This window comes from Gracilibacillus sp. HCP3S3_G5_2 (genome assembly GCF_052063305.1).
Classification (GTDB): domain Bacteria; phylum Bacillota; class Bacilli; order Bacillales; family Amphibacillaceae; genus Gracilibacillus.
On sequence record NZ_JBQHXU010000001.1, the window covers coordinates 27507 to 52598 of the forward strand.

General features: G+C 36.2%; 23 protein-coding genes. 4 read left to right on the forward strand and 19 right to left on the reverse strand.

Annotated elements, in window-relative coordinates; translation table 11 throughout:
* Window positions 1-217: 217 nt before the first annotated feature.
* From ACTNEP_RS00135 to ACTNEP_RS00165, 7 genes are all read right to left on the reverse strand, one after another.
* Complete coding sequence (locus ACTNEP_RS00135) at window positions 218-2068, reverse strand: diguanylate cyclase domain-containing protein (protein WP_441159515.1); 1851 nt, start codon at window positions 2066-2068, stop codon at window positions 218-220.
* Between the two features lie 350 nt (window positions 2069-2418).
* On the reverse strand, window positions 2419-2724 hold the full coding sequence (locus tag ACTNEP_RS00140) for a rhodanese-like domain-containing protein (protein ID WP_441159516.1): 306 nt from the start codon (window positions 2722-2724) through the stop codon (window positions 2419-2421).
* Between the two features lie 417 nt (window positions 2725-3141).
* Entirely contained in the window at window positions 3142-3759 is a 618-nt protein-coding gene (locus tag ACTNEP_RS00145) for a class I SAM-dependent methyltransferase (protein ID WP_441159965.1), read from the reverse strand.
* Between the two features lie 150 nt (window positions 3760-3909).
* The gene (locus tag ACTNEP_RS00150; protein WP_441159517.1) at window positions 3910-4326 is read right to left on the reverse strand and encodes a universal stress protein; all 417 of its coding nucleotides are present in this window, start codon (window positions 4324-4326) and stop codon (window positions 3910-3912) included.
* Between the two features lie 22 nt (window positions 4327-4348).
* Window positions 4349-5809 (reverse strand): SulP family inorganic anion transporter, encoded by a 1461-nt coding sequence (locus tag ACTNEP_RS00155; protein ID WP_441159518.1) that lies wholly within the window; start codon window positions 5807-5809, stop codon window positions 4349-4351.
* Window positions 5810-6366: 557 nt separating this feature from the next.
* Entirely contained in the window at window positions 6367-7227 is an 861-nt protein-coding gene (locus ACTNEP_RS00160) for a peptidoglycan-binding protein (RefSeq protein ID WP_441159519.1), read from the reverse strand.
* Window positions 7228-7240: 13 nt separating this feature from the next.
* A complete protein-coding gene (locus ACTNEP_RS00165) occupies window positions 7241-7438 on the reverse strand; it encodes a phage holin family protein (protein ID WP_441159966.1) in 198 nt (65 codons plus the stop codon).
* Window positions 7439-7827: 389 nt separating this feature from the next.
* On the opposite strand from ACTNEP_RS00165, the gene ACTNEP_RS00170 reads away from it, so the two are divergent.
* From ACTNEP_RS00170 to ACTNEP_RS00180, 3 genes are all read left to right on the forward strand, one after another.
* Complete coding sequence (locus ACTNEP_RS00170; protein WP_441159520.1) at window positions 7828-9651, forward strand: BCCT family transporter; 1824 nt, start codon at window positions 7828-7830, stop codon at window positions 9649-9651.
* An 86-nt stretch (window positions 9652-9737) separates the two neighbouring features.
* Window positions 9738-10439 carry a DsbA family oxidoreductase gene (locus tag ACTNEP_RS00175; protein ID WP_441159521.1) on the forward strand — a complete coding sequence of 234 codons (702 nt, stop codon included), beginning with the start codon at window positions 9738-9740 and terminating at the stop codon, window positions 10437-10439.
* A 247-nt stretch (window positions 10440-10686) separates the two neighbouring features.
* Window positions 10687-12849: a methyl-accepting chemotaxis protein gene (locus ACTNEP_RS00180; protein ID WP_441159522.1), complete on the forward strand. Its 2163-nt coding sequence runs from the start codon at window positions 10687-10689 to the stop codon at window positions 12847-12849.
* Between the two features lie 178 nt (window positions 12850-13027).
* On the opposite strand, the gene ACTNEP_RS00185 is transcribed toward ACTNEP_RS00180, so the two are convergent.
* From ACTNEP_RS00185 to ACTNEP_RS00240, 12 genes are all read right to left on the reverse strand, one after another.
* Window positions 13028-13360, reverse strand: a complete 333-nt coding sequence (locus ACTNEP_RS00185) for a hypothetical protein (RefSeq protein WP_441159523.1) — start codon at window positions 13358-13360, stop codon at window positions 13028-13030.
* Between the two features lie 81 nt (window positions 13361-13441).
* Complete coding sequence (locus ACTNEP_RS00190) at window positions 13442-14347, reverse strand: diacylglycerol/lipid kinase family protein (protein ID WP_441159524.1); 906 nt, start codon at window positions 14345-14347, stop codon at window positions 13442-13444.
* 17 nt (window positions 14348-14364) lie between these two features.
* Window positions 14365-15585, reverse strand: a complete 1221-nt coding sequence (locus ACTNEP_RS00195) for an EAL-associated domain-containing protein (protein WP_441159525.1) — start codon at window positions 15583-15585, stop codon at window positions 14365-14367.
* A gap of 102 nt (window positions 15586-15687) precedes the next feature.
* Complete coding sequence (gene glnA / locus ACTNEP_RS00200; RefSeq protein ID WP_441159526.1) at window positions 15688-17058, reverse strand: type I glutamate--ammonia ligase; 1371 nt, start codon at window positions 17056-17058, stop codon at window positions 15688-15690.
* A 322-nt stretch (window positions 17059-17380) separates the two neighbouring features.
* Window positions 17381-17596 carry a YdbC family protein gene (locus ACTNEP_RS00205; protein WP_441159527.1) on the reverse strand — a complete coding sequence of 72 codons (216 nt, stop codon included), beginning with the start codon at window positions 17594-17596 and terminating at the stop codon, window positions 17381-17383.
* Between the two features lie 255 nt (window positions 17597-17851).
* Window positions 17852-19321, reverse strand: coding sequence for a sodium:solute symporter family protein (locus ACTNEP_RS00210; protein ID WP_441159528.1), 1470 nt, complete (start codon window positions 19319-19321; stop codon window positions 17852-17854).
* Window positions 19318-19506, reverse strand: a complete 189-nt coding sequence (locus tag ACTNEP_RS00215; protein WP_441159529.1) for a hypothetical protein — start codon at window positions 19504-19506, stop codon at window positions 19318-19320. The genes ACTNEP_RS00210 and ACTNEP_RS00215 overlap by 4 nt, the downstream gene beginning before the upstream one ends.
* A 153-nt stretch (window positions 19507-19659) precedes the next feature.
* The gene (locus tag ACTNEP_RS00220; protein WP_441159530.1) at window positions 19660-21288 is read right to left on the reverse strand and encodes a BCCT family transporter; all 1629 of its coding nucleotides are present in this window, start codon (window positions 21286-21288) and stop codon (window positions 19660-19662) included.
* A gap of 210 nt (window positions 21289-21498) precedes the next feature.
* A complete protein-coding gene (locus ACTNEP_RS00225; protein ID WP_441159531.1) occupies window positions 21499-21681 on the reverse strand; it encodes a hypothetical protein in 183 nt (60 codons plus the stop codon).
* Window positions 21682-21753: 72 nt separating this feature from the next.
* The gene (locus tag ACTNEP_RS00230; RefSeq protein WP_441159532.1) at window positions 21754-22785 is read right to left on the reverse strand and encodes an LLM class flavin-dependent oxidoreductase; all 1032 of its coding nucleotides are present in this window, start codon (window positions 22783-22785) and stop codon (window positions 21754-21756) included.
* A gap of 16 nt (window positions 22786-22801) precedes the next feature.
* Window positions 22802-23485 (reverse strand): RluA family pseudouridine synthase, encoded by a 684-nt coding sequence (locus ACTNEP_RS00235; protein ID WP_441159533.1) that lies wholly within the window; start codon window positions 23483-23485, stop codon window positions 22802-22804.
* A 117-nt stretch (window positions 23486-23602) separates the two neighbouring features.
* Window positions 23603-23971 (reverse strand): cytochrome C oxidase subunit II, encoded by a 369-nt coding sequence (locus ACTNEP_RS00240; RefSeq protein ID WP_441159534.1) that lies wholly within the window; start codon window positions 23969-23971, stop codon window positions 23603-23605.
* A gap of 232 nt (window positions 23972-24203) precedes the next feature.
* Between ACTNEP_RS00240 and ACTNEP_RS00245 the strand changes: the two genes are divergently transcribed.
* Complete coding sequence (locus ACTNEP_RS00245) at window positions 24204-24989, forward strand: thermonuclease family protein (protein WP_441159535.1); 786 nt, start codon at window positions 24204-24206, stop codon at window positions 24987-24989.
* Window positions 24990-25092 lie beyond the last annotated feature (103 nt).

Here is a 25092-nt window from a genome sequence, read left to right on the forward strand (position 1 = left end):
AATTATAACATCATCTTTTGATAATCCTATATCTTTCAGGCATCAATACGTTCCAGTAAATCGATAGGATGAAGACTGGCTTTTTTGAAGGTACAGTAATATTAGTTTAATCAACATGAAATTTCTTACTTTTTTCCTTTATCTATATGAATGGTTCACAAAAATTCTTTAAAATAGACAATCACCTACGAAACCACATCCATAAATGGGCGTCATTTCAATTGTCTTCTTCTCGATACCTTGTCACTTCTTGTAAATCGTGATGTCGCTTTTTCTCTTCATACATTAAGGAATCTGCATGATGTAACAATTGATCCAACGTTTTACCGTTGTCAGGGTAAAAACTTATCCCTATGCTCGCTGTCAAGAGGATCTCTGTATTGTTAATTATTAATGGCTGTTTTATAACTGTTAATAATTGATCACATAGAGTCTGAGCCTCTAATTTTGTGGATAAATCCATAACAGCAACAAATTCATCACCCGCTAAACGATAAAACGTTACAGGTTTCCCTTCTTCAAATTGCTTCAGACGTTCTGCAAACACTTTTAGTAATGAATCTCCACCACTATGTCCAAGTGAATCGTTCACTTGTTTAAATTTATCCAGATCAATAAATACTATGACAAATCGTTCTGATTGTGTTTGTTTAGCTATCCTCTTAGTAACGTTCGTATGAAAAGAATAACGATTCGGTAAATCTGTTAAGGTGTCAAAATGGGCCAAACGGTATAATTTTGACTGTGATTCTATTAATTGATTTGTCCTTGCTGTCAGTAAGTCATTTTTTTTCTTAGCATCGGCAAACATAGCCTGAAGCTGGGAAGCAACTTTTTCAATGTTTTGACCTAGTCTTGAAAATTCATCAATTGCAGTAGCTTCCCAATAAAATGTTTCCTGTCGTTTCATTTTACCCGGTAAATCACTTGTTAATTGTGTAAGTCGTTGTAGAGAATTGGATAAGATGCGGTTGACTATCATTCCAATAATCAATGCAATGACTAATACGAGTAAAGCAAATACTAAATACTCACTAAGATCATGAACTAATGCTACTACACTACTACTAACTGGAATAATCAAATAGGTCCGTTTGTTTAAAAAGGTTGTTTCTCCAATATAATAGCCTTTAAACCAATTTGATATGGATTGCTGCCTCGACGGGAGCCAAATACGACCATTCGGATGAATTTCTTTGACAAAACCATCCTCAACGGCATTAAGATGAAGGGCTTTTTCACCCGTATCATCAGTATCGAGCCATATGTGCTGATCTTGATCCATCATATAAATCCGTTGGTTAGTGGTGTCTATCCATTCATCTACTATTGATTGGATGCTAGCTTTCTCTAATTCTTCGTTTAGTTCATTATTTAGCGTTCCAATCGACTCCATCTCTGCAACCTTTTGCTGTAAGCGCTCTTCCAGTTGCTGGTAGTGAAGGTAATAATCGTGATACATCTCCTGTTCAACATCTCTTCCATTAACTAAAAAAATAATAAGTAATGGAAAAACAGCAGAGAATATTAATAAATGGGAAATTACCTGGCCAAAATATAATCGTGGTTGTTCATGAAACCAACTTTTTATTTTCGAAAAAAGCGGAAGATAATCACAAAGCATGTCAGCTACTAAAGCCGCAAATATCGTAGCAGTAACCGTCTGAAGAATCATGAAATTAGTTAAAACCCTTAAATCATTAAAGTTATTAGAAAAGAAAAATACTACAACAACGTATAGGATAAAAACAATGAATGAATAGGCAAAACTCCATGTAAAAAGGTCTCTCCCTTTCTTCGTATACAAGCCTCCAATGATCATTACTTCAAAAACACTTAAAAAAATCAAATAGTTACTTATATCTAAAAAAAACGTAAGTAAGCTTAAGCAAATCGTTAGCAGTACAGCAAAGCGAAAGCCGAATACTCGAATTGATGCTAAGTATAAAACGGGAGCAAAGCTTATCGTAATACCGAAAACCAATGGAACAGAAAATAATTGCGCAATGACAGATAAAGTTAAGACCAGTATAAACAACGTACATTTATTATTGATGACATTACGCATTTTTTTGTCTCCTCACCAAATGATCTCTATATTCGAAAGAAGGATAAAAAAACCTATACAAAACAATGTATAGGTTTCCTTTTGTTTATCTCAGGCAACCTAGCCATCATGGCTTATTCACCTTAATCTGCAGTGTACATTTCTATTTTTACTAAATTTGCTGTTATTTTCATAGTACTATTATATCACGAATTCTAACATATCTCTCCAAAAATATAAATCCATTCTCCCAGACAATTACCAAACCCAATTAATTGATCAGTAAAAAAAGAGTAATCCACTCTTACTAGCTTGGATTACTCTTTTTTTATTATATAGAAATATTTTAGATACGCTAAGTTTAGTAGCAGTTATTCTGGTATTACTGTTTCACCCTCCCAAGCGAGCATGCCACCTTCGATATTTGTAGCTTCAATTCCATTTCCATTGAGAAATTCAGTTGCTCGACCACTTCGGGCGCCAGAACGGCAAACTATGTAATAATGTTCTTCTCCATTGAACTCTGCTAAACGATCCGGTATTTCTCCCAATCTTATATGTTTTGCACCCGGAATTACACCTTGTAGAACTTCATCATCTTCGCGCACATCAATGATATTTATTTTTTCTCCATTTTTGATTCTTTGGGCTAATTCGGTCGCTTGTATTTCTTTCATTATTAATACCTCCATTGTATATCTTCAAGCAATGTGCAACACCTGTTATTCACTTGATTCTCTCATGATGATACCATTATTGAAGACTCATTGCTAACATTTACTATAACAGCTAAGAATTAAAGAGAACAGGGTTGAGGCAAAAGAGTTGTGAAGAAGGAAAAATAGGAACATTCCTATCTATACGCTCTCATCGTTTTCGGCAAATCACCTCGCTCTAACCACGGATTCATCTTAACTTTTGCAAAGAAACCGCCCGCAAAGTGAATCTTTAGCTCGTGTGAGTTTTGAAGATCAGGACGATCAAGTATTACCGTTGGGAACAGGACGTGACCGTAGTTAGCCGACCTACAGTAGTCACACTGAATCAGATTGTTCAGTCCCTATTCTCCCTATTTCGTTTTGCCCAATCTCTACTTATTTACAAGCAATTACGATACCAAGTGGTTTATGCTCCATTTTACTGCCTTTCATAGGTTCAATTAAGGCTCCTTTTTGGTAGAAAAACTTCGTCTTTTGGAACCGTTCAAACATTGACACAAATTCTCCCTCTGTCATTTGGTGTACATGGAATGGTGAACCACAAGGCTTACCTTTACCTTTTCCAAACGGAGTGGACATAATTAAAGTACCACCTGGTTTAAGCAATTGATAAATATTATCCATAAACTGTTTTTCATTCATAATATGTTCAATTGTTTCAAAGCTTAAAATTACATCAAATGAGCCTAATCGATCAGGCAATCGCGGATCTGTTACATCTGCCACTTTAAAATGTGATAACGGATGATAATACTTTGTTTTAGCATATTGAATTGCTTCGGGATCAATATCAATACCAATAATTTCTTTCAGAACTTTTTTAGATTTCTTGGCAATAACATGTACACCGTAACCCACACCTGTTGCAAAATCAAGTACTCTACCATAAACATAGGGAACAGAAAAATGATAACGGGCTATGTGTTCAATGAGTAAATCATTTGTTATGTCCATATTCTCAGGGATAACACGCTCTCCAGTATCCTTAATCAATTTCATCACCGCTTTTTCATAATTCCTATTAAGCATACCACACTTGTAATTTGGATGTGGTCATTACATTCCATGTTCTTGGATGACCTTTATTTTCACTCAAATTAAAAAAAGTTAATAGGTTATCATCAACCTATTAACTCTTTCAGCTTATTTAACTATTAACACTGGACAATGTACTCTTTTGGCAATTTTATGACTGACACTACCTAGGATCATCGTTTGGACTCTGTTTAACCCACGACTTCCTACTACCACAAGGTCATATTCATTCTTATTGGCAAAATCTACAATAGCAGGACCTGGTTCCCCGTGGACTATATGCGTTTCACACTCCAGTCCAGCTTCTTTGATTATTTCTATAACTGGCTTTAATTTCTCTCTTCTTTCTTTTTTCACTTCATATTTATCTAAACCGTGCAAAACATCTTCCTTTGCTGTTTTGTCATCCACTACATAAACAATATCCATTTTACTCTTGGCCATTTTTGCAATTTTTACCGCATGAGATGCTGCTCTAATAGAGTGATCGGATCCATCAGCCGCCAGTAATACCTTTTGGTACATCTCTCCACCTCATTTAATCCAATTAATGACCTGAAGCTTTCGATAAGCCACCGATTTTTTGCTTCAATTGGTTACTTTCAGCATTTAGTCCTTTATACCTTACATTAACATGATTTTGCTCAAATTTCGACTCAATTTTGTCTAAAGCACCAATTGCAGAATCATCCCATAAATGAGCAAGACTCAAATCAATTTCTACCTCTTCTAATTCCTCATTAAAATTAAATTTGGCTACCAAGTCATTAACCGAAGCGAAAAAGATTTGACCATCTACTTTATATATCTTTTTCTTTCCTTCAATTGCTTCCAATTGTGTCACTTTCACTTTTGAAATCTTTGCAGCAAAGAAAATAGCACTTAGTAGTACTCCTGTTAACACACCAATAGATAAATCGTGGGTTACCACTACAGTTCCTACCGTAATTATCATAACTGCAGCATCTGTTCTAGGAATTTTGTGCAAATTTTTGACAGCTGACCAATCAAAGGTACTAATAGATACCATGATCATCACACCTGCAAGTGCAGCCACCGGAATTTGCACTACAACATTTCCTAATACAAAGATTAAAAACATTAAAAATACACCAGCCACTAAAACAGATAAGCGGCCGCGGCCACCTGATTTTACGTTAATAACGGATTGACCTATCATCGCACATCCTGCCATACCTCCAAAGAAGCCAGACACAATATTTGCAATACCTTGTCCACGACTTTCTTTATTTTTATCGCTCTCTGTATCTGTCATATCATCGACAATGTTAGCTGTTAATAATGATTCAAGCAGACCTACAATCGCTAATGATAAAGAATAAGGAAAGATAATTGCTAACGTTTCAACGTTTAATGGGATATCCGGAATTAAAAAGACCGGAAGTTCAGAACTTAAATTACCTAAATCACCCACAGCCCGTACGTCGAAGCCAAAATATATCACTATAGCTGTAACTACTATGATTGCAACTAAAGTAGATGGTACAGCTTTCGTAAATCTTGGAAAAATATAAATTATTGCCAGAGTTAAAGCCACTAAGCTATACATTACCCAACTTTCACCTTCAAAGTGTTCTAATTGCGCAGTAAATATCAGTATGGCCAGTGCGTTAACAAATCCCACCATTACTGAACGTGGAACGAATTTCATCACCGCTGCTAATTTAAAGATACCAAACAGAATTTGTAATACACCAGTCAAAATTGTTGCTGCAAGTAAATACTGTAAACCATGATCAGCTACCAACGTAACCATCAACAATGCCATTGCACCTGTAGCTGCTGAAATCATCCCAGGTCTGCCACCAACAAAGGCGATCACCATTGCTATACAAAAAGATGCATACAAACCGACCATTGGATCTACACCAGCTATTATAGAAAAGGCTATTGCCTCTGGAATCAATGCTAATGCTACCACTATACCGGCCAGAATGTCACCTTTGACATTTCCGAACCATTCTTGTTTTAATTTTGCTATGTTCATGAAGCACCTCTTTCTCATTTATTTCCACTACTCTGATTCCCTCAGAGAAATTTTCCGAAATGAACAGAAAGAATCATAACATAATTCACAATTTGGACAAAACTTCATGAAAACGCAAACAAGAGTTTCAAAGTCTTATTTACTACCACATACGTTTGTATTCTATTATTTTCTATAAAACTGCAATCATAATTTTTTCCTCTTTCTGATTACCTCCCGCCGAAATGAAACCGCCAGAGTCAAGAACAAGTCCAGCTAAAATCATTTATGGACTCTTCAATATTGGTGAATTAGCATATGTGATCTGGACTAGAAAAAGATACCAAAACTAGTAATAATCAGAATAACTTGCCATCATACATTTTCTCAAACTTCTTCATTATAGACAGTATGTTTACACCCTAATTAGAAAATGGTTTACTTAAACCATAAAAGCTAATCATACCCTCACAACAACTACTACTTAAAGCTGTATCTCTAATCCTTCGGTCCATTCACGATTAAAACGTCGATTAAATTTTCTAATCGACGTTTTCACTCATTTCAATTTATTAGAGTTAGAATAGCTTTTGCCAAGTCCTTGGACCTACAATCCCATCAACTTGTAAATTATTTCGTCTTTGAAATTGCTTTACTTTCTCTTCTGTCTCTGGTCCGAAAATGCCATCGACTTTTGCACCTACTTTGCGTTGAATAATTTTAACAATTTCTCCTCTACTTCCGCTCTTGGTAATTCCAGGATAGTTCGCTACTAATGTAGTTTTCTGGTCCAATCTTCCTCTTGTAACAGGACCTACAATTCCATCAGCTGCTATACCTTCTGACCGTTGAAAGGCTTTTACAGCCGCTTCAGTCTCTTTTCCAAACACACCATCTGCACCATATCTGTTTAAATGAAAACCTAGCTTGATTAGTTCTCTTTGCAGGTTTTGCACTTCGTTTCCGCTACTGTTTTCTCTTAAAGTGTCACTTGAACTAAACTGATTTAAATAAGAAATTGGATTTACTGTTGAGGATTGTTTATCAGCTCGATAGCCATATGGAGGGGCAGTCTCTACTTTTGTCCGTACTTCGTAATGCAAATGGGATCCGGTTACAAAACCAGTCCTTCCTTGGTACCCAATTACTTGGTTTTGCGATACAGTTTGCCCATTGTTGACATTGACAGAATCTAGATGAGCATATAATTGAGCTCTGTTGTTACGATCCCTTATTAAAACAACGTTTCCATATCCTCCTAATCCTGTACCATTTTGACCATATCCTGCATAAATGACAGTTCCTGAAGTAAATGCATGAATGGGGGCTCTGTGTGATTTCACTAAATCGACACCAGCATGAAATTCTCTTGCCCTTCTAATGGGATGGGTTCTATATCCATAAGGACTTGTAATCTGGTACCCACGAAAATCCGCCATCAGTTCTCCTCCCTTATCGTTTTTTTACTCTACTAAATGTTTGTTTCACCATTTGGTGACAAAACACAGCCATACCAGTCGACATAATCCCGTCTACAATCGAAGATATTGTCCAACCATACAAAGTACATGCTGCAAAAATCCCAACGATTAAAATCCAAATAATCAGCCAATCAGGAATAAATGGTGTTCTTTTACAAGCATATCCAATAAACCAGAGCGCTGGTACGATAAAGTAAAAATCTCCACAATTAAATAGAAAAATTCACTCATCTCTTGAACACCCACCTCCTCTGATTTTCCACTATTCGAACCATTAAACAGTCAACCGTTTTTCCAGAACAATACATAGTATATGCTTTCACCCCCTATAATGTTATGGCGTTTGACATTAGATGTCTCTATTTTTATAATCGACTAGATGTAAATGAAGGTGTCTAAAATAAATTTATTATTCTCAAAAAAAGTTCCTGCTTAAAAAAATGGGTAAATGTAAAGAAAACAGGGAATACCAATAATAGTATTATTAGGCATACTTTATCTCTGAATCAGTTTTATAAAGGGGGGAACTATGTCAGCAAAGAAATGACATAGGTACATATGAAGCAAACAGGATCCATTAATGATAAGATCGGAAAAGTTGGTAGCGTATTTATTATTTCAACAGTTTTAGTTACTATTTTCGTACTATGGGGAGCTATATCACCAACGTCCCTAAGTGATGCAGCAAACTCTGGACTTGAATGGATGATTACCAACTTTGGTTGGTTCTATATGTTAATTACTGCCTTATTTGTTTTATTTGTTATCGCAATAGCAATAAGTCCATATGGAAAAATTCGCTTAGGGAAAACAGATGATAGACCAGAATATTCATGGTTTTCATGGATCGGAATGTTATTTGCAGCTGGTATTGGAGTTGGATTTGTATTCTGGGGAGTTGCTGAACCAGTATTATATTACATGGATCCTCCATTAGGCTATGAGCCAGGTACAAGGGAATCAGCATTAGCTGGTTTAAGATATGGAGCATATCACTGGGCATTACACCCTTGGGCTATTTTTTCTATTGTGGGGATGACTTTAGCTTATGTACAGTATCGAAAAGACCGTCCTGCCTTAATTAGTTCAGCATTTTATCCAATTTTAGGAGAAAAAGTAAATGGGTGGGCAGGGAAGACTATTGATACATTAGCTGTATTAGCAACTTGTACAGGTGTTGCAACAACTTTCGGTCTGAGTGCAATGCAAATTACAGGTGGATTATCTCATATCACACCTATTCCAAATTCGCCTTGGACACAACTAGTGATCATTTGTATCGTCACTATATTATTTATGTTGTCAGCAGTTCGTGGACTTGATAAGGGAATAAAGATACTAAGTAACATTAACTTAGTTGTAGCTGGCTTACTTCTATTATTTGTCATTAGTGTCGGCCCTACATTGTTCATCGCTGAAAGCTTTGTAACCACACTTGGTGGTTATATAACAAATGTTATTCCAATGGCACTTACGTTAACACCTTTCTCAGAAAGTGAATGGTTAGGAACAAATACTATTTTCTTTTGGGCATGGCATATTGCCTGGGCTCCATTTATGGGGATTTTTATTGCTCGAATATCAAAAGGAAGAACTATACGGGAATTTATGGCTGGGGTGCTTATTGTCCCTTCACTGCTTGCCATCATCTGGTTTACAACATTTGGTGGAACTGGATTAAACATTGAAATGTACGGAGCAGGTGGTCTAGCTGATTTAATTAATTCCGAAGTTGAATTAGCTTTATTTGCTACTCTTGCTGAACTTCCATTAAGTTTTATCACCAATACATTAGCAATAGTCTTAATTCTAATCTTCTTTATAACTTCAGCTGATTCTGCCTCGTTTGTACTAGGTTCCATGACATCTAATGGTGACCTAGAACCAAAAAATTCGGTAAAAATCATATGGGGACTATTGATTGCTGGAGCTGCAAGTGTATTATTGTTCAGTGGTGGTGGCGGATTAAGCGCATTGCAAACAGCTTCTATTATAGCTGCCTTACCTTTTGCCATTGTAATGATACTGATGATCATTTCTGTTGTGATTACAATCGGTAAAGATTGGACACTCGAACAAAAACTGCGGAGAAGAAGACGTGAAAAACGGGTAAAAAATGAAGTTAAAGATGAATTTGCCGAGGACTTTAAAGATGAGTTTAAAGATGATTTACGGGACGATTTTAAAGATGATGTAAAAGAAGATATTTACCAGGATATGAAAAAGGATTTTTATGAAGACTTTAAAGAAGAAATTTATGATGAAATGAAAGAAGAATTGTATGATGATTTCAAAGAGAAAATATATGATGAGATGAAAGACGAAATTATTGAAGAAATTACAGAAGAAGAAGCGACAGAAAGAGATAAACCAAATAAGTAATACTTAACACCTCCTTAAGCAAATTTCTTTCTTTGACTGATATATTTATGTCAGAATAGGATAGATACTTAAGAGAGGTGTTTTTTATGCAAATTGAAATATGGTCAGATTTTGTATGTCCATTTTGCTATATTGGTAAAACAAAATTAGAAAAAGCGATCGAAAGATTTCCGGAGAAATTAAATATTTCGATTCAATATAAAAGTTTTGAACTAGATCCAAACGCTACTAACTATGCAGGAGAAAATATGCATGAATCTTTAGCTGCTAAATATAATATGACAATCGATCAAGCAAAAGAAGCCAATCAACAGATTTCTCAACAAGCAAAAGCTGTCGGGTTAGACTTCGTTTTTGATACAATGAAACCGGGCAATACCTTTACAGCACATCGTTTAAGTAAATATGCTGCTAAACAGGGGCGAGAAGCAGAATATGTAGATACAATATTGTACCACTATTTTACTTTATCTAAAGATATTAGTGATAAAGAAACACTCTTTTCTATAGCAACTGAGCTTGGTTTTGACCAAAAAGAAGTTCGCCAAATTTTAGATGATGAAACAATCTACGCCGACCTGGTCAGACAAGATGAATCCGAAGCGCAAAACTTAGGCGTTACAGGTGTTCCATTCTTTGTTTTCAACAAAAAATATGCAATATCTGGAGCTCAACCCATCGAAACGTTTATGCAAGCACTAGAGAAAGTAGCGGAAGAAGAAAACAATCAATTAGAACATTTGCATTTTCAACAAGGTAGCTTTTGTGACGGCGATAATTGTAAGTAGTGAATAGGATAATCAATACTAAAGACACTTTATCAAATGATGATACGGTGTCTTTTTTAGTTCTTTAGTCCTGTTTTATTCGTTATGTAAAAAGTTTTAGATTTCTTATCGTTTATTATTCGGAAACATGTTATAATTAATTTGAACTATTTTATTCTGATTTATATTTAATACACCATGATAAAATACCTAAACAAAAATATGAAAACCCTTACCAATCAAAACAAAAAAGTACGGAGGATGTATGATGAGAAACGAATTTATAAGCAAAAGTAAAAGCGCTATCAAGAAAGCAAAGCAACTATTATTAAATACGTCAAAAAAAATAGCGAAAAGCACAAACCAACTAAAAAGAAAGGTTTTTAATAAAGACTCTCAAGCGTCACAGCAATTCCTTCCTGACAGCAATGTATTAAAGAAACATTCTATTAGCACAAAAATACTAATAAGTATATTAGCAACTGTCTTCATAAGTGTATTGATCGTAGGTATTGCTGCTTATATTATATCTAACAATATTATTAAAGAAAAAGTTACAGAAGCTTCCGAACAAACCATTGTTCAGTCCGGAGATAAATTAGATTATTTAATGAATCAATACAAAGATCGTGTAACGGAAATATTAATGGCTGATAATTTTAGTAACACATTAACTGAACTAGATAAGTTTGAGGAAACGAATAATTTTGAATACTTCAATTTAAAAAGTACGATAGATGATGCCCTTACTCAGATTACGATGATAGATAATAATGTGAGTCTTTATCTATTACATACTGAGAAAGAAAGATTAATCTCGTCATCTGAAACTGTCCCAGAAGAAGAGGTATTCAGTTCTGATTGGTACCAAGAAGCTATTGAAGCTGAAGGTTCTACAGCGTGGATTGGTGGCCTTCCTCAAGGGGTCAATGGCAATCAGGCAGTTCCTACAGTGTCATTTGGTCAAAAATTAAGAATCGGTGGTACTGAATATATTTTAATTGTAGAATTAGATACCGTTGTGTTCGAAGACGCTCTAGAAGACGTTAGGTTTGGCGAAGATGGGTTTGCCAGTATTGTAGATCGAGATAATCAGGTTGTTTTCTCTTTTGATCCTGAAGAAATATCCCAACCATATGCTTATCAAATTGCTGTTGACTCAGATAAAAACGTAACAGAGGATAATGGACAACTTATTTTCCAAGATGAATCTGGTGCTACAGACTGGTATTTAGTAGGTTCTGTCTCTGAAGCAGAATTAACAAAAGACACTACCATTATCTTTTATGTAACTGCTGGTATTATCTTACTGTCTTTAATTATCTCTATTATTATTGCAAGCGGAATCGTGAAAACAATTGCAAGACCAATTGCAAATGTTTCAAGTCTAATGGCTTCTGCACAAAATGGTGACCTGACTGTAAGATCAAACGATACCTCACGTAAAGATGAAATAGGTCAATTAACAAAAAGCTTTAATCTAATGCTAGAAAATATTGCTGATATGATGAATCAAACAAGAGATTCTGCAGAAAAAGTATTAAATGCTGCCATTGAGTTAACCGATATTTCTCATATGCAATCACAATCTGCAAAAGAAGTTGCCGCTGCATCGGAAGAAATTGCAAGTGGTGCTACAGGCTTAACTGATGAAGCAGAAAGAGGAAATACATTAGCATCCAGTATCCATGATGAAGTAGAAAATGTATTCCAAAATAATAGTGAAATGGAAAGTCATGCGATAACCGTACTTGAACGAAGCCATGAAGGGCTTGAAAAAATGGATGAGCTAGTTACGAAAACCAAAGATGGCGAGCAAATGACAAATGCACTTGTCGAAAAAGTAGATACGTTAAAAGAAAGTACAGAGCAAATCAATCAAGTAATGGAAATGCTGACAAACGTTGCACAGCAAACAAATTTACTTTCATTGAATGCTGCAATTGAAGCAGCACGTGCGGGAGAGGCTGGTAAAGGTTTCGCAGTCGTCGCCGATGAAATCCGAAAACTTTCTACACAATCTAAAGATTCCATTGATAAAGTAGAAGAAATTACAACTGGTATTGTGAATGAAGTAAATGAAACGTTAGAAGTCTTAGAAGAAGCCACACCTCGTTTCAAGGAACAAGTAACAGAAGCAGAAGATACACAAATGATATTAAATGGTGTCGGAGACAGTATGAGCACATTTACTACAAAGATTCAACAAGTTACCCAGTCTATTCAGCAATTAAGAGACTCTCAGGAGGTGCTTACATCAACCATACAGCAAGTAAGTGCTACAGCACAGCAATCTTCTGCCATTAGCGAAGAAGTGTCAGCCACTACAGAGGAACAATTAAAGGTAAGTGAGTCACTTGTTTCTACTTCCGATGAATTAAAGCAGCTATCAGAAGAGCTCCAAGAAATGATGAAGAAATTTAAAGTATAACAAATATGCCACTCGTGAGAACGGGTGGTTTTTTTCTGTGACTAGAAGACTAAGTATCTAACCTAAACAGTTTACCTCAAGCACTTCTTTACCTGCCAGAGTTCTAAAGCCTATAACCTATATTGCTTATTGAATGTTAGTTTAAAGCTTTAAATTTATTTGGGTAACAAATGGAGGACTAACCTCTATATTCACCACCTGGGTATAATGAAACGGAATATAATCGTTTGCTTTGCGACTTTGTTCGTCTATTTTTCTCAGATAGGTCAATATATTTACTTGCATACACATAGGCGGTAGTTTGATCATATATAATAACCTGATTTTTGCCGTATCCAGTTAGATCGCCAAATACTAAATAGCCATCTTTCGGAAAAGTTGTCACGATATTGTTATATCCATCATAGATCGTTGGATATACATTTTCTCCTCGTCTATAGGCTATAATATAATCTAGATCATTGTCATCCCAATCACTCATGGTATCAATAAGTAAAGGAAGAGATGTCATTTTACAGTGGACTCTGATTCTCCCATTCAGTGCATGTAAAAACCCTCACATCCTTATGTGGGGTTACAATTAATCGAATTATCAATTTTCTGTATCCTGTTTTTCGGATATAACCGTTATATGTTTTTCTAAAATTGATAGTTTAAATGGCGTAGTAAAACCTTTATCCCCATCAATATTGACAACTTTTTGCGGGTTAGTCTCAATCTTGGCTGATTTTACCTTCCAATATTCTATCTGATCCTGTTCTTTTAACATATGATTCCATAAATTAGTTAACATTGATACACTTTCTAAACCTGAAAGCTCTTTAATCACAAAAATATGCAAGTAACCATCATCAATATTCGCTTCTTTTAGCACATGCTGCAAACCTGCAACGGTATCTGTAACGGTGACTAGAACTAACATTGCTTCTAACTGCTCTCTTCCATTTTCGTCTTCAATGGTGACAGAAAATGTTTCTTTTTCTGCAAACTTTTTTAAACCTTCCATAAAATAAGCAAGTGAACCTATTTTAGACTTTTGTTCAGAAGTAACTTGATAGGTTGCTTCTGCAATTGTTCCTAGGTTAACCAAGTTCATAAAATAATAACCATTTATTTTACCAATATCCGCCTTTTTGTTCGTTGGATTTTCCAATACGTTTATCGCTTCTTCTGGCTTTAGGGGAATATCCAACGCTTTAGCAAAGTTGTTTACTGTACCTAATGGAATAATATGAAGGGAAGGTCGATTGATTTTATTAGCTATACCATTGATTACTTCATTAACAGTTCCATCCCCTCCTAAGACAGAAATGAGATCCATGCTCTTATCACTTGCCTCTGAAGCAAATTTCTTAGCGTCATTCTTCTTCTCAGTTACTCTCATCACTATCTGATAACCTTGATTTATTAGTAGGTTTTCCACTTCTTTTTTAAACAGATCAGCCTTCTCCATACCTGCACTTGGATTGACTATTATCATTGATCGTTTAGATTGCAAGTGAGTTCCTCCTCGTATTACCACAATAAATCTTCATTCTCATCCATGTACATTGGCGAAATGTCCATAAATAAATAGAGAGCATCATCTAATGGATAGGAAAAAGTACGAATTCTTTCACCAGTTTCAATATCATTATATAAATCGGAAAGAATTCCAGACTGTTCCTCTTTCATACGGATCACGTTTTCGATGAAATATGGTCGCCAACTCCAATTTTTCCCTTTGATTGTTTCATCCCACACCCATTCCTGGTCCATATGTAGAAAGTTGACTGTTTTTTGAAAGCCATCTTCATCTGTTACATAAATTCGGAAAAAAATATGTTCCATCTCTTTTGCAAGACTATCAATCTGTTCATCTAAACTTTTATTATTCTTCTTTATCAGCTTCCATTTCTCCTGAATACGATCGTTTAGGGTAGCAGTCAGCTGAAATTTAGTCGTCAATTTTGCTCTTTCAACTTCAATGAACTGCTGTATATTTTGACGAAACCTTTCTTTTAATATGTTCTTATCCAAAAATGTATCAGTTGATTCCGCTAGGAAATTTCCTTGATAAAATCTGCCATTGTTTCGCCAAGCATAATGAAAATGATAGTTAGAGGAAATACCGTCAAATAGTAATTCAGCTCCTAGTTTACGAGCGAGCAAGGACAGTGAATATATGATTCCGTGAAAACCATTGGAAATTGACTCGTTTTGAAGTGCTTGTAAATCAACTTTTAAAATATCGGGTTCCATGAGGCTTATCCGATCTAAGTTACTTGTTCCCTTACCTAGATCATCAATCGCTACTTTTACTCCCATTGTTTTTAAATATTTAAACGTATGTGTCAACCATTCAATATCTCCGCGAAACTCATGTTCTGTGATTTCGATGACAATTTTGGAAAGGTCCAGACCCATTTCCTGATATTTAAGCAAATGATTAATGAATTGATCTTCTTTATCAAGGGCCAGGTAGTTTGCATGAACATTTATATATAAGTGCTGATTCATCCCTAGTTCGACATACTTCTTTAATGCGAGATCTTGTACCTTCTGATCAATTTCCATTTTAAAATCGATAGGAACGCTAGCATCATGGAAAAATGAACCTAAATGAATTGTTTCCTCGTCTATTTCTAACCTTCCCAGAACTTCATAGCCCGTCACTTCATGACTATCGGCACTAAATATCGCCTGGAAATATGGCTTTACTTTATCTGCATGCATCATTACATCTAAAGGATCCATCTTGATTTCCCCTCTCCTTTACATTAATTGTAACTGCTCAGAATCGTTTAATCAAAAAAATAGTCTGAATTCGATTGGAATTCAGACTATTTATTAGTTCCTTTAGAATTTTGCTTGGTATCGATCTAATTCCCATTCTGTAACGGCAATACGGTAACTGTCCCATTCATCTTTCTTCAATGACAGGTATTCGTTGAACGCATATTCACCAAGGACTTTTTTGCCAATTTCGCCCGCTTCTAATGCTTGAATCGACTCTCCTAAAGTTGTTGGTAAGTTTTCAATACCGCGCTCTTCACGTTCTTCATCACTCATACTGAAGATGTCATCAACAATTTCTTCTGGTGTCTGTAGCGATTTTTCCACGCCATCAATACCTGCTGCTGCAATACTAGCATAAGCATAGTAAGGGTTGGCACTTGGATCCGGGCAACGGATTTCCACACGAGTCCCAGCTCCACGAGTTGCAGGGATGCGTACTAATGCAGAACGGTTTGACGCAGACCACGCGATATAACAAGGAGCTTCATAGCCTGGTACTAGACGCTTGTAAGAATTTACTAATGGATTTGTAAAAGCAACAAATGATGGTACATGGTGTAACAATCCAGCGATAAAGGCATAGGCTGTTTCTGATAATTGACGGGAATCCGATTCATCGTAGAATGCATTCTTCCCTTCCTTCTCATCAAATAGCGACATATTAACGTGCATTCCGTTACCATTCTCACCAAATACTGGTTTCGGCATAAATGTTGCACGTAGCCCGAATTGTTGTGCCACTGTTTTTACTACCCATTTAAAAGTAGTTGCGTTATCTGCTGTAGTTAATGCATCAGCAAATTTAAAATTGATCTCATGTTGCCCTTCAGCAACTTCGTGGTGAGATGCTTCAATAGTATATCCCATTTTTTTCAATGTTTTATAGATTTCGAGTCGTACGCGTTCCCCTAAATCATATGGTGCCGGTTCAAAATAGCCACCTTTATCATGAACCTGTTGAGTCGGCTGCCCTTTTTCATCTGTTTCAAATAAAAAGAATTCTAATTCTGGACCTACACTAATGGAATAACCTTTCTCTTTTGCTTTATCTGCCGTTTTTTTTAGAATATTTCGCGGATCTCCCTCAAATAATGATCCATCAGGGTTCGTTACACTACACAAAAAGCGTGCTTCTGAGTAATTTTCCTCTTCTGTCCAAGGTAAAACTGCAAATGAGTTCAAATCTGGTAATAAATATAAGTCTGATTTATTTATTGGTGTAAAACCTGTGATGGATGAACCGTCAAACATTGTTTTACCTGCAACAACATCGTCTAATTGTTCCGCTGTTACCGATACTTGCTTTAACGATCCTTCGATATCAACAAATTGTAAATGTAATAATTCTACATGTTTTGTCTTCATCTCTTCTTTAATCACGTCTAATTGTGATACAGTGTCCACTGTTTTCTCTGGAGCAATTGTTGCCATTTTTCATTTCCCCTTTTCCATGTAACTTTTTTTAACATCTATTGTTACTAACCATCCTACAATAGTTGCCATTATATCGTCATGGTTTTTGTTAGAAAATCTAACAAACTTTTTTTCAAAAAAATAAATGTAGTTTTTTTAATCCACACTTGCCCCGGCGACTATCAAGTCGGCTTATAAAAATCCAAGTAGAACGGAAAAAAATATAAAATGAAGAGCAAATCCGATTCACTTCAGATTTGCTCCATCTTTTATAATGATAATGACGTGATTTAGTATGGTAGGAAAAACTAAAAGATTTTTTCTATAGATACGAAAACCGCTAATGTTTTTTCATAAACTCCTTTAATGCTTGCCATTCCTCTAAACTTAGCGTAACACCTTTCCCCATTTTTTCGTGATTTGGCGCCCAGTCACGGATATCGTATTTTGGTTCACGATTATTCCAACTAATAAGGTTTACTTCCTTCTTCCACCCTTTCGAAGATTCTGAAAGTATTGCTACCTGTTCAATAATTTCAAATTTAATACCTGGCAAATCAATCTCTCCTTTAAAATCAGCTAATAAGTTTATCTTTTATTGATTCGATTTTATGGGAAGACAAAGGGAGAATCAAGTTATTTAGAAAAATACATTCTATTTACGATAAGTTATATTTATTTAGTGAATTAGTTAAACCATCTCCTGAACTGTTACATTACGGATAGCATTAATTTGCTCGTCTAATGAAGAGATAATTTCCAGTACCTTTTCAACATAAATAAAGGAAAAGAAGCAGTCAGTGGTAACCGACTACTTCTTATTTTTCATACGTCCTTTCACATAATCAATAAATTCATTTGCTTTCTCTTCCGGTGGTTTTGTCACAACACTTACCAGAACAAATAAGATAGTAGCTACCACGATTCCCCACAAACCAGACTTCAAGCCAAGCAATAAACCGCCAGTTGCTTCAATGTAAATCACGAGAAGACTACTGATCGTGACACTGATGATGACACCGGCTGCTGTACCTTTTTTCCAGAAGAATGTCCCAATTATTGCCGGTACGACAACAATTAATCCAGCTGAGGATGCAACAGAAAGTACCGCAATTAAGTCAAGCTCTAATTGGGCAAATAAATAGGATAATACAGCAATTACCGGGATGACAATTTTACCGATTAATAACTGCTTGCGGTCTTCTGCGTCCCCTTTAACATGGCGATATACATCTCGCGAAAATAAAGATGATAATGTTAATAATATGGAATCAATCGTTGAAATCGCAGCCGCCATTATCCCCACCATCACTATCACCCCTAAAATTGGTGGAACCACTTCAGAAGATAACAACATTGGTGTAGCTAAATCCGCATTTTCTAAATCCGGGAACAGAATAGATGCGGAAAAACCCCATACAACAGATACGATTGTATAAATAAGTCCAAAAATCAAAAAACCCATTAACATATGACGCATACTTTTTAACGAGTCAGGCATAAAAAGTCGTTGACTGACTTGCGGATTGGAAATACTAAAGAAAAACCATGGTATTGTCAAACCTAAAAATGTCCAAAAATTAAAAAATCCATTTCCTGGAACTGCTAATGCCTGTGGATCATTTGCTTCAATCGATGCAAAAAAACCACTCATCCCCCCTAAACTATTCACAATCAATATAACGACAATAGAAGAAGTAATAATCATAATAAGCGATTGTAGGGAGTCAGTCCATGCCACTGAACGAATCCCTGCAATATAGGAAAAGATAAGAGCTACTATCGTTGCAATAATAACACCTGTGGTATACGGTATTGCGTCATTTGTCACACCTTGCAGTAAGTATCCAATTCCTGTTAATTGAACAGCACTGTATGGGATCAGGAATAAACAACTAGCAATCGCTGTAACTACAGCTACCCATTTGTTTTCGTAACGATCCCCTAACATTTCTGAAGGTGTTACGTAACCATATTTTTTTCCGACTAACCAGAAACGTGGACCAAATATAGCCACAAGCGAAACACCCATAAAGTAAATAATTTCAAATCCTAATGCACCTACCCCACCATTATAAGTGAGACCTGCGAGTCCGACTAACATAAAAGCACTATAAGTAGTGGCGCTGTAGCTTAAAGCAGATACAAATCCATTTAATTTTCGTTCGCCTAAAAAATAGCCAGCCATACTGTTTTGTTTGCCATTCCTTGATAAAAATGCAAGCACAATCGCAATTACGACATAGATTGCAATGGTTGACCAAACAAGAGTTGTGCTCATTCCTCCCCACTCCAATCTGCCGTTAATAAGTAATTCGCCAGTATGGTAAGGATTGCTAATACCAACCAAATCAAAAAGCTTCCATACCATTTCGTGACATCACTGAGGAATGTGTAAGGAATCACATATCCAAGAATAACAATAATCAAAATAATAAGTCCCCAGAATTTTTCTTTTTGATTCACTTCTCTCACCTATCCTTTCGTGTCATGATTCTTATTATACAGATTATTATACATGTGTAAAGACACCTGTTGTAATATATTTCGATAAGATATTTGAGCTACATAGCTATCAAGATAAAAAAAAACGGCCAGCTTGAACAACTGGTCGTAAAATTAATCCTCTGGCGGATCTGGATTTTGATCTTTTAATACCTCTAATGCTGAACGCTTCTTCTTTTTCTTCTTCCAACGTTCAATATGAATTGTAGGTGATTCATAATTATCGGATGCGGTAATATCACGATTGGAAGCCCGCATGAATGACCATGCTAATAAGAACATAATGAAAATTAACGGAAAGCCACCAACAATACTAGCAGTTTGTAAAGTATCCAACCCACCTAGAAACATTAATGTTAATGGCATAATACATAAGGTAAATGCCCAAAACAGTCGGTTCCATCTTAATGGTTCATTTTCCACTTCTTTTTGTGCAACAGATGCTAAAATAAAAGAGGACGAATCGAATGTAGTTGCTAAGAAGATAATCGCCAAAATGGTAAAAGCTCCAACCATTAGACCTGGCAATGGCAACTGACCAATAATCGCAATAATTGTAGCGGGTGCTCCAAAATCATTCATATGACTTATTGCATCGAATTGCTCTGTTAACTGTAAATGTAACCCATAGTTACCCATAATACCGAAGAAGAGTACACAACCAAGTGTCCCGTATACCATCGTACCCAATATCATCTCACGAATCGTTCGCCCTCTTGAAATCCGGGCGACAAATAAACCGACGAACGGTGCATATACTAGCCACCACGCCCAATAAAAGACCGTCCATTCTTCTGGGAATCCAGATTCGGTAAATCCCCCCAAATTCTCAAACGGTTCAACCCATGTCGCCATTTTGAAGAAATTGTGTAACAAAATCCCAATGGAGTTAAAAGTAGTTTCTAATATAAATCGAGTAGGACCAAGCACGAGAATAAACGCTAAAATAAAAAGAGCTAACCATAAGTTGATATCACTTAAAACTTTAATACCACGTTGTAAACCTGAATAGGCACTGACTGCAAAGATAACCGTACAAACGAGCATAATAACTGCTTGCAACCATAAGGTAACTGGCCAACCGGTTAAATAATTTATTCCTTCTGCGATCATTGGTGCTCCTAAGGCTAAAGTAGTCCCTGCACCACCTAACAATCCAAAAATAAAGAGAATATCAATTAATTTTCCAAGGACGCCATCTACTAACCCACCTAAAACCGGTCTAACAGCTTCACTTACTTTTAATACTGGTTTCTTGCGGACATAAAAAAAGTACGAAATTGGTAAAGCTGGTAATGTATAGATCGCCCATGCTATCGGTCCCCAATGAAAAATCCCATAAGCAGTTGCCCACTGAATTGCTTCTGTTGATTCACCTTCCAGACCAAATGGAGGCTCTTGATAGTAATAAACCCACTCAATAACTGACCAGTATAAAATACTAGAACCAATCCCTGCAGCGAATAACATCGCCGCCCATGAAAAAGAATTAAATTCAGGTTTTTGTCCCTCATCACCTAACTTGACATGACCATTCTTACTAAAGGCTACATATAAAAGAAAGGCAAATATAATCAAACCCATCGCTAAATATAACACCCCAAAATTAGTTGTCATAAATGTATTAGCCATGCCAACTATTTCTTTCCCCGCTTCTGGGAACAAAACAAGAGGTAAAGTAACCACTATTAACAATAAAAATGATCCAATAAACGTTGGCCAATCAATAAGTCGATCTCTCATTGTTCTTACACCTTCCATTTTCAGATTACTCTTAACTTGCCCACAATCTGTTAAACCAAACAAAAAAAGCTAGGACAAAAGAGTAATTAGATAGAAAAAAATCCGAACATTAAAGCCTAAGTACACATACCGCCTCGGTAAAATACTTTGCTTAGTTCAGATTGTTCGGATTCTCGTTCTACCTATTTAATTATGTCCAACCGCTTTTTATTACTTTTTCTTCTTATAATATTGTTTTGAGACGTTTCTTCTAATATGAATGTTATACCATAGCAATGCAATCGCAATAATGAAAATAACGAGAGCCGGAACATGGATAACACCCGTTAAATCTAAAATCATCATGATAACTAATGCAGTCAATAATGGTATCCGAATTTTATTATAGTTCATGAAATCCCCCTTTTAACCGCTTTCATTACTTAATCGTATCATAAGCAGGGAAAAAAAGCATGTACTGGCCAATTAAAAGTGATTATTTACTCTCTTCTTTACTTCCGGCAAAACTTCCTTCGCTAACAAATCCACCGTTTTTATGATTGATTCTAGTGGTTGACCACCGAAATCTACTTGTGCATAAAAACGATCATGAGAAAACAGCTTATATTGATAATGGATTTTTTCAACAATTTGTTCTGGAGTCCCTACAAATAGCGTGGATTCTTTACTCGTAATAAATGCTAAATCCGTTCTGGCTGCACCCATGGCACCACCAATACCCTGTTTCGTTAAGTGCTCCCAATAGTTTGCATAATATGGATAAAAAGCTTTCTCCAGTTCTGTCTCTGTTTCACGTATTAACGTATGACCAGCTATGGCAACTTGTGGTTTATTTCCCTGGTAAACCTCTCGATATCTTTGTACCAATGGTTGATACTTTTTGGCAATACCACCGATCATCACTACTGTTAAGCCACATCCATTACGACCAGCACGTTCTGCACTTTCGATCGTCCCGCCTACCCCAATTGATATGGGCAATCTTTCTTGTAGAGGACGTGGTGCAATCTCAGCTTCTTCCAAGGCTGACCGAAATTTTCCTTTCCATGTCACTGTCTGCTGTTTGTTCAGTTGTAAGAATAATTGTAAATGCTCTTCGAAAAGTTGATCATAATCACTTTGGTCATAACCAAACAATGGAAACGATTCAACAAAAGCTCCTCTGCCTGCAGTAAATTCTACCCGTCCACCTGATAATAAATCGAGCGTCGCAAAATCTTCAAATAACCTTACTGGATCTGCAGTATTTAATAGGGATGTTAATGCTGTCAGCTTTATCTTGCTTGTTTTTTGTGAAATTGCTGCAAGTAACATCTGTGGTGAAGAAACGGCATAATCTAAACGATGATGTTCTCCCACACCAAAAAGATCTAAGCCTACCTGATCAGCATATTGAGCCAATTCGATCAACATATCTATTCGTTCTTTTGTGGTTACTTCCTGTTTTGTGATTGGATCTTCTAATATTTCGGATAAACTATAAACCCCAAACTGCATTGTATTCTTCCTCTCTCTATTTCGTAAAAAATGTGTCCCACTTAGACCATGGATATTGATCAGGCGGAAATGACATCCCACTGATTTCTTCTTGACGAACTGGATGGACAAATCGTAATTTGTGCGACCATAACGCAATTTGCTGACCAGGCTTGTTCACCTTATCACCATATTTCTGATCACCATATAACGGATATCCTCGTGATGCAAACTGAACCCGAATTTGGTGGGGACGTCCGGTATGTAAATTGATTTTTACTAGACTTAATCCTTGATCGCTTGCTACTAGCTGATAATCAAGTATCGCTTTTTTTGCTTTTGGATTATTTTTAGACGATACACTTACGATGTTATGACGTCGGTCTTTCCACAAAAAATCGACCCATTCTCCAGCAGGTTCAGGTACCCCTCTTACAACAGCCAAATATGTCTTATCCAGCTGATTTTTTCGAATCGTGTCAGATAGTCTTGAGGCAGCCTTGGAAGTTTTCGCAAACACCATTACACCACCCACTGGTCTATCTAGTCGATGGACTAACCCTAGGAATACATTCCCTGGCTTTTGATAACGTTTCTTGATGTCTTGTTTCAAAATAGTAAGCAAATCTTCATCATTACTTTGATCTTGTTGCACAGGTACATTGACCGGTTTTTCTACCATCAATAAGTGATTGTCCTCATATAATACATGGATATTCATAAGAAACCCCTTTTTATTAGATTATTCTCCTGGCAAGAGCAGCTTCTATTCATTATTTTTCTATGGTTATTCTAACATAAAAAAGATCCCCTAAATACTAGGAGATCTTTATATTTTTTATTCTACAATTAATGTTGCTATCATCTCGTTATGGCCAACTCCACAAGGAATTGAACATCTAATCGTATATTCACCTGCTTCAAGTGTTGTAGTTGCAGAACCCTCATCAGCCAACACAATATCCGTTCCCTCAATTTCTATCCCATGAAAACCTTCTTCATTTGTCAGATTAACGGTAACCTCTCCGGCTGGCACAGTATATTCCTCTTGATCAAATTCCCAGTTTAAGGCTTTAATATCAACTGTTTCTCCATTGCCAGTTGCTGTTTCCTCTGTTTCATTTGAATTATTCTCATCATTACTGCCACCACAAGCTGCCAGCACTATTGTTAATAATATCATCCAACCTAAAAGTAGCTTTTTCATCGCTATATAGCTCCTTTCCGTTCCTTCTAAACCATTTCGTTCATAACATACGATTAGATTTATTATAACGATTTCTTTCTTTCTTTATCTACTACTAAGGCATATTCTTCATAAAACGTTCATATTTAAGTCCCTAATGAATTAGGCATTCTGACTTTCGAAATATCTTCCAAACTGTACTTCTTTATAGTAAACTAATTTTCAAAGTTTAAAAACAACTGGGGGAAACATCATGTTAGCAAAAAAATGGTTGATCAGTTTACTTATTTTAATTGTCATACTTTCTGCCTGTGGCACAGCACCGATGGAAAAGAATCAAAATGAGACATCCTCATCTAATACTTCTGTCGAAGATAAAATCTCTCAAGAAAATAGGGAACCAGCTGATGAACATGAAACAGTGACTTTGGAAAATGACAGTTTTTCCAATGCAACGGTTAGTCGTGTAGTCGATGGCGATACACTCAATATTGAATTAAATGGACAAAAAGAAACCGTAAGACTTTTATTAGTAGACACACCTGAAACGAAACATCCTACCCTACCTGTTCAGCCTTTTGGTCCAGAAGCCACTGAGTTTGCTATAGAAAAATTGGCAGGAAAAGATATTCAAATTGAATTCGACGGACCGAAGCGAGATAACTATGATCGAATGCTTGGATACATTTGGGTAGATGGTGAAAATTTTAATCAGCTTTTATTGGAGGAAGGTTTAGCACGCTATGCTTATGTCTATGATCCTCCCTATATCCATCAAGACGAAATGCAACAAGCAGAACAACAAGCACGAGATTCGGGTATTGGTATCTGGAGTATCGATGGATATGTGAACGAAAATGGCTTTAATCATGAAGTGGTGGAAAATGATCCTACAGGAGAGCCAGAAACTCCAGAGGAGGATATATATTATACTAATTGTACAGAAGCACATGAAGCAGGGGTAACTCCTCTACATGAAGATGACACCGGTTATGGAAGTCATTTAGATCGTGACGGTGATGGAGTAGCTTGTGAATAATGAAGAAATGCCCGAAAGGATAAGATCACCAATCGGGCTTATTTAGATGATAGATTATTCTTTCCAGATAAGGTTGCGCCATAATCTTTTTTATCACCTTATT

Bases quoted from the DNA above. Each gene is read 5' to 3' on its own strand.
- ACTNEP_RS00135 (WP_441159515.1), bottom strand. From the start codon at position 2,068: ATGCGTAATGTCATCAATAATAAATGTACGTTGTTTATACTGGTCTTA.
- ACTNEP_RS00140 (WP_441159516.1), bottom strand. From the start codon at position 2,724: ATGAAAGAAATACAAGCGACCGAATTAGCCCAAAGAATCAAAAATGGA.
- ACTNEP_RS00150 (WP_441159517.1), bottom strand. From the start codon at position 4,326: ATGTACCAAAAGGTATTACTGGCGGCTGATGGATCCGATCACTCTATT.
- ACTNEP_RS00155 (WP_441159518.1), bottom strand. From the start codon at position 5,809: ATGAACATAGCAAAATTAAAACAAGAATGGTTCGGAAATGTCAAAGGT.
- ACTNEP_RS00160 (WP_441159519.1), bottom strand. From the start codon at position 7,227: ATGGCGGATTTTCGTGGGTACCAGATTACAAGTCCTTATGGATATAGA.
- ACTNEP_RS00170 (WP_441159520.1), top strand. From the start codon at position 7,828: ATGAAGCAAACAGGATCCATTAATGATAAGATCGGAAAAGTTGGTAGC.
- ACTNEP_RS00175 (WP_441159521.1), top strand. From the start codon at position 9,738: ATGCAAATTGAAATATGGTCAGATTTTGTATGTCCATTTTGCTATATT.
- ACTNEP_RS00180 (WP_441159522.1), top strand. From the start codon at position 10,687: ATGAGAAACGAATTTATAAGCAAAAGTAAAAGCGCTATCAAGAAAGCA.
- ACTNEP_RS00185 (WP_441159523.1), bottom strand. From the start codon at position 13,360: ATGACATCTCTTCCTTTACTTATTGATACCATGAGTGATTGGGATGAC.
- ACTNEP_RS00195 (WP_441159525.1), bottom strand. From the start codon at position 15,585: ATGGATCCTTTAGATGTAATGATGCATGCAGATAAAGTAAAGCCATAT.
- glnA (WP_441159526.1), bottom strand. From the start codon at position 17,058: ATGGCAACAATTGCTCCAGAGAAAACAGTGGACACTGTATCACAATTA.
- ACTNEP_RS00210 (WP_441159528.1), bottom strand. From the start codon at position 19,321: ATGAGCACAACTCTTGTTTGGTCAACCATTGCAATCTATGTCGTAATT.
- ACTNEP_RS00220 (WP_441159530.1), bottom strand. From the start codon at position 21,288: ATGAGAGATCGACTTATTGATTGGCCAACGTTTATTGGATCATTTTTA.
- ACTNEP_RS00225 (WP_441159531.1), bottom strand. From the start codon at position 21,681: ATGAACTATAATAAAATTCGGATACCATTATTGACTGCATTAGTTATC.
- ACTNEP_RS00230 (WP_441159532.1), bottom strand. From the start codon at position 22,785: ATGCAGTTTGGGGTTTATAGTTTATCCGAAATATTAGAAGATCCAATC.
- ACTNEP_RS00235 (WP_441159533.1), bottom strand. From the start codon at position 23,485: ATGAATATCCATGTATTATATGAGGACAATCACTTATTGATGGTAGAA.
- ACTNEP_RS00240 (WP_441159534.1), bottom strand. From the start codon at position 23,971: ATGAAAAAGCTACTTTTAGGTTGGATGATATTATTAACAATAGTGCTG.
- ACTNEP_RS00245 (WP_441159535.1), top strand. From the start codon at position 24,204: ATGTTAGCAAAAAAATGGTTGATCAGTTTACTTATTTTAATTGTCATA.